Raw genomic sequence first — 13,467 nt, forward strand, 5'->3', positions numbered from 1 at the left:
CCGGCGGTGCCGCGCCCGGTACCCTCGGATCGTGTCTGCCACCTCCCCCGCCACCCCTGACGACCACGCCACCCCCGACGGCCGCCGGGTCGCGTTGCTGACCCTGGGCTGTGCCCGTAACGAGGTCGACTCGGAGGAGCTGGCCGCCCGCCTGCACGCCGACGGTTGGCAGGTCACCACCGACGGCGAGGGCGCCGACGTGGTGGTCGTCAACACCTGCGGCTTCGTGGAGAAGGCCAAGCAGGACTCGATCCAGACCCTGCTGGCCGCCGCCGACACCGGTGCCAAGGTGGTCGCCGCCGGTTGCATGGCCGAGCGGTACGGCCGGGAGCTGGCCGCGAGTCTGCCCGAGGCGCAGGCGGTGCTCAGCTTCGACGACTATCCGCAGATCGGTGCCCGGCTCGACGCGGTGGTCGCCGGCACGGCCATCGACGCGCACACCCCGCGGGACCGGCGGGAGCTGCTGCCGCTCACCCCGGTCTCCCGCCGGGACAGCGCGGTGTCACTGCCCGGCCACGGCACCCCGACCCGCGCGACGATGGAGACCGACGAGCACACCCCGGCGCACCTGCGGCAGGTGCTGCGCCGCCGGTTGGACACCGGGCCGGTCGCCTCGCTGAAGCTGGCCAGCGGTTGTGACCGCCGCTGCACCTTCTGCGCCATTCCCGCCTTCCGGGGCGCTTTCGTCTCGCGTACCCCGGACGAGCTGCTCGCCGAGGCGGAGTGGCTGGCCAAGACCGGCGTTCGCGAGCTGGTCCTGGTCAGCGAGAACTCCACCTCCTACGGCAAGGACCTGGGCGACCCCCGGGCGCTGGAGAAGTTGTTGCCGCAGTTGGCCGCGGTCGACGGCATCGTCCGGGTCCGGGCCAGCTACCTGCAGCCGGCCGAGACCCGCCCGGGGCTGGTCGAGGCGATCGCCACCACGGCGGGGGTGGCCCCCTACTTCGACCTGTCCTTCCAGCACTCCAGTGAGCCGGTGCTGCGCCGGATGCGTCGATTCGGCTCCACCGACCGGTTCCTGGAGCTGCTGGCCGGGGCCCGGACGCTGGCCCCGCAGGCCGGCGCGCGGAGCAACTTCATCGTCGGTTTCCCGGGGGAGACCCGGGCCGACGTGGCCGAGCTGGTCCGGTTCCTGACCGAGGCGCGGCTCGACGCGATCGGCGTCTTCGACTACAGCGACGAGGACGGCACCGAGGCCGCCGGACTGCCGGGCAAGGTCTCCGCCGCCACGATCAAGCGCCGGTACGACCGGCTCGCCGCCCTGGCCGACGAGCTCTGCTCACAGCGTGCCGAGGAACGGCTCGGCACCAGCGTCGAGGTGCTCGTCGACAGCGTCACCGACGGGGTGGTGGAGGGCCGGGCGGCCCACCAGGCTCCCGAGGTGGACGGCTCCACCACCCTGGTCGCCCCGGTCGACGGCGGCGTCGACCTCGTCGCGTTGCGCCCCGGTGACCTGGTCCGCGCCACCGTGACCGGCACCGAAGGGGTCGACCTGGTGGCCGTACCGGACGAGATGATCTCGGCGGCGCCCGGCGCGGTCCGGTGACGGCGTCGCCGAGCCCAGCGGGGGACGCGGTACCGGGGACGCCTGACCGGGTCGCCGCGGTGGCCGGGGGAGCGGTGGCCGCTCCGGTGTCGGTGTGGAACGCCGCCAACGCCCTGACCGCGTTGCGGCTGGCCCTGGTACCGGTCTTCGTGGTGCTGGTGGTCGTTTCCGGGACGACCCGGCCGGGTTGGCAGATGCTGGCCTGTCTGATCTTCGGGTTCGCCTCGCTCACCGACTTCGTGGACGGCTGGATCGCCCGTCGTTTCGGGCTGGTCACCTCCGTCGGCAAGGTCGCCGACCCGATCGCCGACAAGGCGTTGACCGGCGCGGCGTTGCTGCTGCTCTCCGTCTACGACCGGCTGCCCTGGTGGGTGACCGTGGTGATCCTGGTACGCGAGTGGGGCATCACCGCGCTGCGCTTCTGGGTGATCCGGCACGGGGTGATCGCGGCCAGCCGGGGCGGCAAGCTCAAGACGGCGTTGCAGACCCTGGCCATCGCCTGGTACCTCTGGCCGATGCCGGCCGCCCTCACCGTCGTGGGCGACTGGATCATGGGGGCGGCGGTCCTGGTCACCGTGGTCACCGGCTTCGACTACCTGGCCCGGGCGCTGCGCCTGCGCCGCCCCACGGCGGCCCGGTGAGGCGAGCCGGACGCGATGATTGGGGCGGTGCGGTGGGGGAACGGGTGAGCAATGGAGAGCGATGCGAACGGGCAACTGCCGGTCGGTAGTCCGGCGGCGGGGGTGGTGCACCGGCTGGCGCAGCGGCACGAGACGTTGGCGACTGTCGAGTCGCTCACCGGCGGGCTGTTGGCCGCCTCGGTCGTGGAGATCGCCGGGGTCAGCGGCGTCTACCGGGGCGGCCTGGTGGTGTACGCCACCGAGATGAAGGCCGAGCTGGCCGGTGTGCCGGCGGACCTGCTGGCCGCGCGGGGACCGGTCGATCCGGATGTGGCGGTCGCCCTGGCCGAGGGCGGCCGACGGCGGTGCGGCGCGGACTGGGCGGTGGCCGCCACCGGGGTGGCCGGACCGGAGCCGCAGGACGGCAAGCCGGTCGGCCTGGTCTACCTGGCGGTGGCCGGTCCGGACGGGAGCACGGTCCGGCAACTCGATCTCGACGGTGGGCGGGGGCACATCCGCGCGGCGGCGGTGATCGAGGCCCTCCGGCTGCTCACCGAGCAGATCGACACCCTGGAGGTGGTCCGCCGGTGAGGCCGTCGACCGGACCGGGCCGGTGATCAGCGGGCGGGGTGGGATGTCAGGCGGCGCGCCAACGGGTACGGTTGCGGGAAGGCCCGGTGGTCGGCCCGTGTCGGCGTGGTGACGCCCCGTCCGGCGTGTGTCCACCGGGTGAGTGTCCCTCAGGGGGAGGTGCCATGGTCCTGCTACGCCGGGTGATCGGTGACGCGCTGCGGGCGCGCCGTCAGGGGCAGCACCGCACCCTGCGCGAGGTCTCCTCCGCCGCCAACGTCAGTCTCGGCTACCTCTCCGAGATCGAGCGCGGCCAGAAGGAGCCCTCCAGCGAGCTGCTGGCCGCCATCTGCGACGCCCTCGGTGCCCGCCTCTCCGAGCTGCTGCGCGAGGTCAGTGACACCGTGGCGCTCGCCGAGCAGATGCCCGGCGTGCTGGTGCCGGTCCAGGAGGGCACACCCGCCCCGGCGGAGCCGGCCCCGGTGGGTCCCACCGCCGTGCGCAAGGCCACCGGCCGGGGCGTCCGCCAGGTCACCGCCGACGGCACCGTGTCGGTCTCGGTCCGGCACGATTCGCCGTTGAAGGCGACCCTGCGCAGCAAGCGCGTGCGGTCCACCGACCGGGACGTGGTCTGCGCCGCCTGAGCGTCCCGCACCCCTGACCGGGGCGTCCCACCCGTGGCCGGGGTGGTTTCCGCCGCGTAGGGTTGCCTGCAAAGCGTTGGCCTGGCCGGCGTCCGTTGGCGTACCCGATGCCGGGTTGGCGTGCGCCTGGGACGATGGATCCAGTGCCGCGCGTCGCCGGTCCGGCTCCGTCCGGTACGGCGTAGGCGGAGCGATGCGACTGAGGGGACACGGCGAAGATGGCTAACCCGTTCGTCAAGGGTTGGAAGTACCTGATGGCGCTCTTCGGTGCCAAGATCGACGAGCATGCCGATCCGAAGGTGCAGATCCAGCAGGCCATCGAGGAGGCGCAGCGCCAGCACCAGGGGCTCGTCCAGCAGGCCGCCGCGGTGATCGGCAACCAGCGTCAGCTGGAGATGAAGCTGTCCCGCCAGATGACCGAGGTGGAGCGGCTGCAGGCCAACGCGCGACAGGCGCTGGTGCTGGCCGACCGGGCCCGGGCCGGCGGTGACGAGACCGAGGCCGGCCGCTACGAGCAGTCCGCGCAGACCCTGGCCAGCCAGCTGGTCTCGGCCGAGCAGGCCACCGAGGACCTGAAGACCCTGCACGACCAGGCGCTGGCGGCGGCGGCCCAGGCCCGTCGGGCGGTGGAGAACAACTCGATGATCCTCCAGCAGAAGCTGGCCGAGCGCACCAAGCTGCTCAGCCAGCTGGAGCAGGCCAAGATGCAGGAGACGGTGGCCGCCTCGCTGGAGTCGATGTCGTCGTTGACCGCCCCGGCCAACACCCCCGCCCTGGACGAGGTCCGTGACCGCATCGAGCAGCGGTACGCCACCGCGATGGGCCGGGCCGAGTTGGCCGGCAACTCCGTCGAGGGCCGGATGATGGAGATCCAGAAGTCGACTGTCGACATGGCCGGCTCGGCCCGGCTGGAGCAGATCCGGTCGAGCATGGCCGGCGAGCAGCTCGGCGCCCGGCCGGCCGCGTCGGAGGCCCAGCCGGCCGCGCCGGCGGGCGACCCGGCCGCCGCCGCCCGCCTCGACGAGCTGCGGGCCAGCATGTCGAAGGACCGGGGCACCGGGGACGCCACTCCCGCCGGCTGACCAGGCCGACGGGGTCGCTCCGGTGGGCACCGCAGGGGTGCGCGGGATGAGGAGGTACGGGTGACGGACGAGCGGGAACGGTACTTCCGCCGACTGCGCCGGCTGCGCCGGTCGGCCCGACGGTGGAGCGTCACCGCCGGTGGACTCGGCGGCACCGCGGCCGTGCTCATCCCGTACGCGGGGGTGGGTCTGCCGGACGCGGCCTGGGCCGGGGCTGCCGGCACCGCCGTCGCGATGGCCGTCTGGCGCTGGATCGACCTGCGGGCGCTTGCCGCCCAGCCGGCGCCCGCCCCGGTCGACCCGGCCGAGGCCGCGGCCCGTTCCCGGGCCCGCCTGGTCGCCGCCGTCGAACGGCTGCCCGCCGGGGCGGGAGTGCTGGCCGAGGTGCGTCGGGTCCGGTCCCGGGTGGCGCTGCGGGGCACCTCGGTCGCCCCGCTCTGGGCCCGGCTGGACCAGGCCGCGTTGGCTCTCGGCGGGATGTCCGGCCGGTTGACCGGGCTGGCCGCTCCCGTGCTCGGGCAGGCCGCCGAGGCCGACCGGTCGCTGCGGGAGCTGGCCGGCCGGGTGGTGAGCGTGGAACGGGCGCTGCGGCTGGCGCCGGCCGAGCCCCGCTCGCCGCTGGCCGACGCCCACCGGGAGCTGGTAGAGCAGTTGACCAGTGGGGTCACCGCGTACGAGCAGCTGGTGGTCGCCGCCGCCGGTTACCTCGCCGAGGATTCCCGCCCCACCGGCACGGAGCACGTCGCCGCATCCCGGTTGACCGAGGCCACCGACCTGCTGCACGGCGTCTCCTCGGCCCTGGCCGAGCTGCGCGCCACCGGCCCGGCCCGGCTGCGCACCCCCACCACCTGAGCCGCCTGCTGCTGACCGGGCCCGCCCGCTGCCGATTCGCGGAAACCGGTGGCATCCCCGTCACGGGCCGGGTGCCCGGCCGGATCGGTTGCTGCGGTGCCAGGACGCGGGTTGAGCCGGTGGGGCGGAGTTGGCGCTGGCCGAGCTACCAGCGGCGGGAGTGGCCGGAGGCGACAGGTTGACGGCCGCCATGGCGGCCGTCAGCTCCGGCGGCGGCCCGGGGTAGGGCGGCGGTGGCGGGTACGCGGGCGGGCCTGGCGTCCCGTCGTAGGCCGGCACCTCCCTCGGCCGGTAGGTGAGCGGGCGGGCCGGGCCCGGGAGGTAGGTCTCCGGATTCCGCCGATTCGGCAGTGCCGGCTCGTAGCTCTGCAGCCACGCCAGCCGCCTGTGCGCCGCTGATCCGGGTCTGAGCAGCGCGGACCAGCCGTGTTCGGCGAGCGTGGTGAGGACGGTGTCGCTGACGTGGGCCTGCCGGTCGAGATCGCGCAGTCGCCGGCCGATGTCGAACGGCTGTTCTTCGGCCTTGAGCCGGGTCCACCCGGGGAGTCGGCGGGCCGTGAACACGGTGACCTCGACCGTGTCGGTCCGCGCGGGGAGTCGACCGCCCTGCTCGTGGCACCGCTGGGCGAGTTGCGCCATCGCGTTGCGGTAGCCGAGGGGGGTGAGTTCGCCCGCCATGGCCACTCTGTCCAGCCACTCCGGCAGGACACCGTCCCGGACGAGCTGCGCCCTGATCCGCTCCGGCATCGCCATCGGCCCGCCGTACTCCCGGCGGGTGATGTTCGTCCACCGGCGCAGGTTGTCGCGGACGTCCGGATGAGCGGCCCGGTCCATCACCACCTTCTCGTCGCGGACCCGGATCCTGCCGGCGCGGTGATCAGCCAGGTAGTGGCGGACGAAGTCCAACCACTCCTGGTCGGTGCTCGGGGCCATCGACCGTCCTTTCCGGAGACTGTGCGGGAACTACGGAAGGCGGAGCCCACGGTTCAGTCCGTGGCACAACTCGCCACCGAAACCCGGACCATCGGCAGTGGCGGTCAGGGCCGGTCCGGTGGGGCGGTGGTGACCGGGATCGGGCCGGTGAACGGGGAGGTGCCGACGACGTTGAACGACCGGACCCGGTAGAAGTAGGTGGTTCCCCGGGTGAGTCCGCTGTTGGTGAAGCCGCGTCCGGTGACGGTGAAGGTGACCAGCTCCCGGCTGAACCGCGGGTCGGCGGCCCGCTGCACGACGAACCCGGAGCCGGCCCCGGTGGGCGTGGCGCACGCCCAGGTGAGGATCACCGTCGCGGTCTCCGGCGCCGGTGCGCTGGCCGTCGCCGCCACCGTGTGCGGCACGCTCGGCACCGGGGGCGTGGTGGCCGTCGCCAGCGTCGACCAGGCGGAGACGGCCCCCAGGTAGGTGGTGCGTACCCGGTAGTAGTACGTGGTCTCCGGGGCGAGGACCGGGTCCAGGTGGTGTTCGGCCACCCCGATCGCGGTGGTGGTCGGACCGCTGGTGAAGGTCGGGTTGGTGGCCCGCTGCACGTCGACGCCGGTGGCGAAGGAACGGTTGCGCCAGGTCAGGGTGACCCGCAGCGGGGCGGTGGCGGGGATCGCCGTGACCAGCCCGGTCGGCGGGTTCAGCTCGACCGAGGCGGGGACGCTGTTCGACCACGCCGAGCAGCTCGCCGCGTTCTCCGCCCGGATCCGGTAGTGGTAGGTCACCCCCGGGGTGACCGTGGCGTCCACGTAGCGGGTCGCGGTGGCGGCCACGGTCAGCCCGGTGACCCCCGCGGTGAACCCCGGGTCGGTGGCGCGTTGCAGGTGGTGGCTGCTGGCCGCCGGCCGGCCACCGTTGCCGGTCCAGGCCAGCGCGATCGCCGGCAGCGCCGTCGCGGTGCCCGTGACGGCGGTCGCGGTCAGGCCCGACGGCGCCCGGGGCGAGACCCGCAGCACCAGGGGCCGGCTCATCCCCAGGTCCCGGTGGCCGGCCAGCTGGCTGTGCCAGCGGTACTCCCAGCCCAGGTTGACCTGGTGGTTGACCACCCGGGCCGGCCGTCCGTCGAGGGGGCTGACGTCGGCCTCGCCGACGGGTGCGCCGGCCGGGCGCAGCGGGTCGAGCAGCCGGACGCTGTCGCCGAGCTTGAACGGCAGCAGCGGTGCGAACGGGCGTACCGCGACGATCACGTCCTCGCGGGGGTGGACCCGGACGATCTGCTTCCACCCCCGCTCGTTGTCGTCCGGTGGCCGGATCGCGCCGTCCCAGCCGACCCGGTTGACCAGCTGCACGTCGCAGCCGTCGAGGTGCAGCGGCTGGGTCACCCGGTCGGCGCCGACGATCCGCCAGAGCTGCGTGCCGTCGCCGACCGCGCCGACCGGGATGGCCGGGTCGCCGACGTCGAGCACCTCGGTGGCCGGGTCGTTCGGGCCCAGCGGCAGGACGGCCGGGTTCCCCGGGCCGCCGACCGGATGCCCGACACCGAGCCGGCCGGTGCGGCGTCCGTGGTCGCGGTCGAAGATCGGCCGTACCCCCTTGACGGCCAGGGGCAGGGTGACCGGCCCGGCGGCACCGACCGGGGTGATCTCGACCGTATCGGCGTGCGCCGACACCACGGTCTGGAGGGCGGTGCGGGTGCCGAAGGCCCGGTCGTACACCGGCTGCGGCACGATCGGCGGGCGCTGGCTGGCCGCGTACGCGCCGGGCAGCCGCTCGGCCAGCCGGTCCCGGTCGTACGGTGGGTCCGCCGCGCCGTGCACCCGGATCTGCAGCAGGGTACGGGTGTTCGGCCCGTACCCGGGGCGGGTCCGGGGTGGCCCGCCGACGTCGGTGCGGTCGGGTGCGGCGCTGTGCTGGTCGTAGCGGGGATCGAAGCAGGGCAGCGGCGCCGGGCAGTCGTTGTAGAGGATCAGGACGCTGCCCGGGGCGACGGTGGAGAAGTCGACCACCACGTCGGCCCGTTCGCCGGGGGAGAGCAGCAGGGCGTGGCCGGCCACGTTGAGCACGGTCGGGTCCTGCCGGTCGTAGCGGTAGCCGACCGGTCGGGCGGCGAGCACCGCCGGGGCGGGCAGCAGCCCGCACTCGTTGCCGATCTGGATCAGGTCCGGGCCGGCGGCCTGCGGGTCGGGTACCCCGCCGTCGCGTCCGTCGACCGGCCAGTGCGGCGGCCGCCCCGGGGCCCGGACCGCCTCCACCATCGGCACCTCGCCGGCGTCGGCGTCGGCGAGGCTGCCGTCGGGACGCCACATCGGCTGGTCCGAGGCGGCCCGGTACAGCCCCAGGTTGAGGCTGCGGTCCGCGCACGCGTTCAGGATCCGGAACCGGTACGCCTTCGGCCGGACCACCAGGTACGGGTACGCGCAGCCGTTGATCACCGGGGTGTCGCCGTACGCCTCGGGCACCGCGCTCGGGTGCGGCACCCCCGGGGTCAGCGGCGGCTCGTCAGGTGCGGTGACCGGGTCGTGGTGCGGGTTGGACACCGGCGCCGGTGCGTCCGGTCGCTGACCGCCGGACACGTCGCGGCCGCTGGACGGGTCGTGGCCGCCGGACGGGTCGCGGGGCGGGCCCGGGCGGTCCTCGGGTCGGGACCAGGGGCCGTAGTCCCAGCGGCCGGTCCGGTTGCCTCCCGACGGGTGGTACGGGTTCTGCCGGGGCTGGTAGACGTGCGGATGCCAGAGGTCACCCCGGGCCCCCCAGCGGTCCCGGTCCCAGGTCGGATCCTCCGCGGCCAGCTGCGCGTCGTCGGGTACGAAGGTCTTGTCCTGAATGATCAACGGAAGCTGTTCGGTGGGCAGCACCCCGTCGGCGACCAGCTGATCCTCGGCCGGATCGGTAAGCAGGTACGGCGCGAGCTGCCCGCTGTAGACGGTGAGCCGGGCCAGCCCCAGCGTGTTGTCGTGCAGCCACATCAGCCGGCCACTCTGGTCGTTCGGGTAGTACAACGTGGTGGCGCCGGCACCCGGCGGCGGCATGTCGGGCACGTGGGTCAACCCCACCCCGGTCGGGTACGGGGTGATCTCGCCGGCCGGGGTCACCCAGTGCAGCGGGTTGCCGGCGCTGGTCCAGCCGGTGAGCGCGCCCTGCAGGCGCGGCACCGCCCGGTTCTGCGGGTACGGCGCGGGTCCGCCCAGCGGGCCGGTCCCGGCCCCGGCCACCGACGGGTCGACCGGCAGGAACAGGTCGCCGGCCCGGCCGGTGGGCAGCTGGTTGATGAACTTGACCCGCACCGGCCGGCCGCGTCGCGCGGCGATCAGCGGACCGTGCAGGTACGGCCGGTCCGGTGGGGTGAGCGTGTTGTGCCCGGTCGGGTCGGTGCCCAGGTTGAGCTGGCGGTAGCCGCGCAGCCGGGTGGTGGGCAGGTCCCGGTGCAGGCGTTGGCGGTACTCCTGCAACCCGATCTCGTAGTAGTCGCAGCCCGGGTAGGTGATGGTGTCGGGCATCGCCACCGGCAGGTGTCCGCCGAGGGCGTTGCGGCCGTGCGGGCCGGGCAGCGGCAGCGCGTCGACGAACTTGCGCAGGCCGGTGCCGCGGACCACCTGGCCGGCGGCGGTCGGCACCGGCCGTCCGCTGGTGGCGAAGTTCGGCACCGGCCCGAAACAGCGGGGTACGGCGGCCGGGTCGAGGCTGGTCGGGGTGGTCGCCGCCGGTGCGGCCGACTCGCCGGTACGGGCCGCCGGCACCCTCGTGGTGCCCCGGGTGAGCCGGTCGAGCCAGGTGTGCCGGAGTCTGCGGAACATGGCCATGACGCTCCCGGGTCGCGGCACGGGCGGGCCGGCCCGCCGGTCGGCGGCCCGCCCCCACGTGGTGGTCTGCTGACGAGAGGTGGTCGTTCGACAACAGAATGCGACCGCCGGAGGGCTGCGAGGAATTACCCAATCGTCCGAAAATCGGCGTCGGTCCGGCCCGGTGTCAGGGTTGTTCCGGTTGGCAGCGCGGGCACCAGTAGGTGACCCGGTCGGCCTGCTCCCGTTTGTCGATCGCGGTGCCGCAACGGCGACAGGGCTGGGCCCGCCGGCCGTAGACGTAGCTGGTCGCGCCCCGGTGCAGCGACCCGGTGGTGCTCTGGGTCCACCGGCCCCGGTTGGCCGCGAGCAGCCGCTGCGCCAGCGTCACCAGGCCGGCCAGGTCTGGCACCGACCCGACCGGGGTCCACGGCCAGATGCCGCGCAGGAACAACACCTCGCACTTGTAGAGGTTGCCCACCCCGGCCAGGTTGCGCTGGTCCAACAGCGCCTCGGCGACGGTGACCTCGGGCCGGGCGGCCAACCGCCGGACCGCCTCCTGCGGATCCCAGTCCGGCCCGAGCAGGTCCGGCCCGAGCCGGCCGACCAGGGTCGCCTCCTCGGTGGTCGGCACCAGGGCCAGCTCGTGCAGGTGGTAGCCGACCGCCACCGCACCCGGGCTACGCAGCACCACCCGGATCAGGTGCGCCGGTCGGGCCGTCCACCGTTCCCCCGGCGCGTACGCCCGCCACGCGCCGTCCATCCGCAGGTGCGAGTGCAGGGTACGACGCTCGGCGCCGGCCGGGTCGGCCAGTCGCAACAGCAGGTGCTTGCCCCGGCTGGCCGACTCGAGCACGGTCCAGCCGGCCAGCTCGACCCCGGCCAGCTGCGGCACCCGGAAGTCGGTGCCGGTCAGCCGGCTACCCGCCAGCGCCCGGTGCAGGACGCGAGCGGTGTTCCAGACGGTGTCACCCTCGGGCACCTGACCATCCTGCCTGGTCGGCGTGGGTCAGGACGCTCCTGGCGGCGTTTCCCGGGCGCGTTGCCGGCCGGCCGGTCAGGGCCGGCCGGCCGGTCAGGGCCGTTCGTCCGGGCGGCCGGTCAGGGCCGTTCGCCCGGCTGGCCGGTCATGGCCGCTGTTTTGGGGCGGGCCGGTCAGGGCCGCTCCTCCGGGCGGGGCGGCCGGACCATGTCCTGGTAGCGGGGGTGGCTGGCGCCGTACACGGCGTAGTTGAGTCGGGCGTGCGAGAGGCTCAGGTCACCGTTGGGGCCGCCCCGTACCACCTCGGCGTCGGCGTCACCCTGACCGTCGTCGGTCCAGAAGCAGACCGGACAGGTCCCCCCGCCGGTCCGACAGGCGCAACAGGGACAGGCGGCCGGAACCCATTGATCACCCACCGGGGAAGCATTCCACACCGCCGGAGCGGACTGGAGCACGGGAGCGTACCGATTGTTGCGCTCACCGCGATCGGGCGCTCACGGTCAGCAGATCGCCGGGCGTCACCGCCAGCAGGTCCACCGCCCGTCCACCGTTCACCGCGATCGCCACCCGATCGGCCGAGTCGCCGTACACCACCAACTCGCCGTGGCCCGCGTCGGCGAAGGTCTCCCCGCGTACCGCCGGTTGACCGGCCCGTGCGGGTGCTGCCGGTTGACCGGCCCGTGCGGGTGCCGCCGGTTGACCGGCGCGTGCGGGTGCCGCCGGAAACCCGGCGCGTGCGGGTGCTGCCGGGTGGCCGGTGACCGTGAGGGTCGGTGGTAGGGCGTCGAGCAGGGCCGCCGGGGCGGCCAACTGGACGTTGCCGAAGTGGTCCACGGTGGACACCTCGGCGGTCAGCCCGTCGGTGTCGGCCCGTACCGTCGGTGTGGGCAGCCGGACCAGGGTGTCCGGGTCGACCGCCGGGCCGGCGGCGGCCAGCGGGTCGCCGCCGGCCAGTCGGGCCGCCACCGGCGCGAAGACGTCCCGGCCGTGGAAGGTCCGCGACACCCGCGACGCCAGCCAGCGCGGGTCGGTCAACTCCACCGCCGCCCCGATCCCGCCGAGGGCGAGCGCGGCGTCGACCAGCAGACCGTTGTCCGGCCCGACCAGGAACCCGCCCGGGGTGGCCAGGCCGACGCCGCGCCGGTCCGTGCCGACCCCCGGGTCGACCACCGCCACGTGCACCCCCCACGGCAGGTACGGCACGGTCTGGGCGAGCACCGCCGCGCCGCGCCGTACGTCGGCCGCCGGGATCAGGTGGGTCACGTCGATGATCCGTGCCTGCGGGGCGAGTCGGGCGAGCACCCCGTGGCAGGCGGCCACGAAACCGTCGGTCAGGCCGTAGTCGGTGGTCAACGAGATCCAGCTCTGCGCCATCGTCGAAGGCTAACCAGCCCCGCCGGGCAGCGACAGCTTCCCTGTCGTGGCGGTCACCCCCGGGCGGCCGGTGCCGGTACGTCGTCGAGGTACGCCACCCCGGTCGCGGCCGTGGAGACCTGCCAGAGGCGCTCGGCGAGGACGGGATCGTCGGCGGGCGCGACGATCCGGCGGGCGTGTACCCGGCTGTCCCACTTGCGCAGCGACGGGCCGTGCAGGACGCCGGTCTCGGCGGTGGGGCTGGTCGCGGCGTAGAGCAGCGAGATGGTGGCGCGCAGCGGACTGCGGGCCGTCAGGAGGCCGATGCCGTTGGTCACCACCCGTTCCAGCGCGCCGTCGGGCCGGGTGTTGAGCGGGGTCCGGGACATGCCGGGGTGGGCCAGGAAGCTGCGCACCGGGCTGCCGGCCCGGCGTAGCCGGCGGTCGAGTTCGGCGCCGAACAGGACGTTTGCCTGCTTCGAGCGGACGTAGCGCACGCCCGGCGAGACGGCCGGGTCGCCGGCCAGGTTGTCCAGGTCGGGGCCGCTGCGCAGCAGCCGGTACATGCCGGAGGTCACCGTGACCACCCGGGGGAGCCGGTCCGGGGCGAAGAGGTCCAGCAGCAGGCCGGTCAGGGCGAAGTGGCCCAGGTGATTGGTGGCGAAGACCGGCTCGTACCCCTGGGCGGTCGCCCCGGAGCCGCCGGCGTTGGTCCCGGCGTTGTTGAGCAGCAGGTCGAGGTGGCGGCCCTCGGCGCGCAGTCCGGCGGCGAACGCGCGTACCGAGTCGAGGTCGGCCAGGTCCAGCCGCCGTACCGTCAGGTCGCCGGTGAGCCCGGAGCGGACCCGTTCGCCCTTGGCCGGGTCCCGGACCGCCATGATCACGCGGGCGCCGCGGGCGGCGAGCCGTTCGGCGGCGATCAGGCCGAGGCCGCTGCTGGCGCCGGTGACCACCGCCGTGCGGCCGGTCTGGTCGGGCATCTCGTCGAGGGTCCAGGAAACGGGCACGCCGCACCTCCGGTGGCAGTGGAGCGGATGAGTTATCCGCTCAGCTGGGTCGACGGTAGCACGGCAGCGGATGACTAATCCGATCTCATCGGATGGATTATCCGCGTACTC

The 13,467-nt window shown here is 74.4% G+C and carries 12 protein-coding genes; 6 read left to right on the plus strand and 6 right to left on the minus strand.

Annotated elements, in window-relative coordinates:
- Positions 1 to 28: 28 nt before the first annotated feature.
- From rimO to pspM, 6 genes are all read left to right on the plus strand, one after another.
- Positions 29 to 1,546, plus strand: coding sequence for a 30S ribosomal protein S12 methylthiotransferase RimO (rimO, locus tag ACN28G_RS04650; protein ID WP_091446147.1), 1,518 nt, complete (start codon positions 29 to 31; stop codon positions 1,544 to 1,546).
- 59 nt (positions 1,547 to 1,605) lie between these two features.
- On the plus strand, positions 1,606 to 2,187 hold the full coding sequence (gene pgsA, locus ACN28G_RS04655; RefSeq protein WP_421478497.1) for a CDP-diacylglycerol--glycerol-3-phosphate 3-phosphatidyltransferase: 582 nt from the start codon (positions 1,606 to 1,608) through the stop codon (positions 2,185 to 2,187).
- Positions 2,188 to 2,238: 51 nt separating this feature from the next.
- Positions 2,239 to 2,757 carry a CinA family protein gene (locus tag ACN28G_RS04660; protein WP_421478499.1) on the plus strand — a complete coding sequence of 173 codons (519 nt, stop codon included), beginning with the start codon at positions 2,239 to 2,241 and terminating at the stop codon, positions 2,755 to 2,757.
- 164 nt (positions 2,758 to 2,921) lie between these two features.
- Positions 2,922 to 3,380 carry a helix-turn-helix domain-containing protein gene (locus tag ACN28G_RS04665; protein ID WP_421478500.1) on the plus strand — a complete coding sequence of 153 codons (459 nt, stop codon included), beginning with the start codon at positions 2,922 to 2,924 and terminating at the stop codon, positions 3,378 to 3,380.
- A 218-nt stretch (positions 3,381 to 3,598) separates the two neighbouring features.
- Positions 3,599 to 4,462, plus strand: a complete 864-nt coding sequence (locus tag ACN28G_RS04670) for a PspA/IM30 family protein (RefSeq protein WP_091435585.1) — start codon at positions 3,599 to 3,601, stop codon at positions 4,460 to 4,462.
- A 60-nt stretch (positions 4,463 to 4,522) separates the two neighbouring features.
- Positions 4,523 to 5,314, plus strand: coding sequence for a phage shock envelope stress response protein PspM (pspM, locus tag ACN28G_RS04675; RefSeq protein ID WP_091435586.1), 792 nt, complete (start codon positions 4,523 to 4,525; stop codon positions 5,312 to 5,314).
- A gap of 60 nt (positions 5,315 to 5,374) precedes the next feature.
- Here the strand turns inward: pspM and ACN28G_RS04680 are convergent, their stop codons facing one another.
- From ACN28G_RS04680 to ACN28G_RS04705, 6 genes are all read right to left on the minus strand, one after another.
- Positions 5,375 to 6,247 (minus strand): hypothetical protein, encoded by an 873-nt coding sequence (locus ACN28G_RS04680; protein WP_421478502.1) that lies wholly within the window; start codon positions 6,245 to 6,247, stop codon positions 5,375 to 5,377.
- A gap of 104 nt (positions 6,248 to 6,351) precedes the next feature.
- Positions 6,352 to 10,035, minus strand: coding sequence for a hypothetical protein (locus tag ACN28G_RS04685; RefSeq protein WP_421478503.1), 3,684 nt, complete (start codon positions 10,033 to 10,035; stop codon positions 6,352 to 6,354).
- Between the two features lie 166 nt (positions 10,036 to 10,201).
- A complete protein-coding gene (locus ACN28G_RS04690) occupies positions 10,202 to 10,996 on the minus strand; it encodes a DNA-formamidopyrimidine glycosylase family protein (RefSeq protein ID WP_091435589.1) in 795 nt (264 codons plus the stop codon).
- A 173-nt stretch (positions 10,997 to 11,169) separates the two neighbouring features.
- The gene (locus ACN28G_RS04695; protein WP_091435590.1) at positions 11,170 to 11,412 is read right to left on the minus strand and encodes a CPCC family cysteine-rich protein; all 243 of its coding nucleotides are present in this window, start codon (positions 11,410 to 11,412) and stop codon (positions 11,170 to 11,172) included.
- 61 nt (positions 11,413 to 11,473) lie between these two features.
- Positions 11,474 to 12,370, minus strand: coding sequence for an SAM hydrolase/SAM-dependent halogenase family protein (locus ACN28G_RS04700; RefSeq protein WP_091435591.1), 897 nt, complete (start codon positions 12,368 to 12,370; stop codon positions 11,474 to 11,476).
- A 53-nt stretch (positions 12,371 to 12,423) separates the two neighbouring features.
- Positions 12,424 to 13,356, minus strand: coding sequence for an SDR family NAD(P)-dependent oxidoreductase (locus ACN28G_RS04705; RefSeq protein ID WP_421478505.1), 933 nt, complete (start codon positions 13,354 to 13,356; stop codon positions 12,424 to 12,426).
- Positions 13,357 to 13,467: the final 111 nt, after the last annotated feature.

The organism is Micromonospora sp. WMMA1923 (assembly GCF_049179195.1).
In the GTDB taxonomy this organism is placed as follows: domain Bacteria; phylum Actinomycetota; class Actinomycetes; order Mycobacteriales; family Micromonosporaceae; genus Micromonospora; species Micromonospora yangpuensis.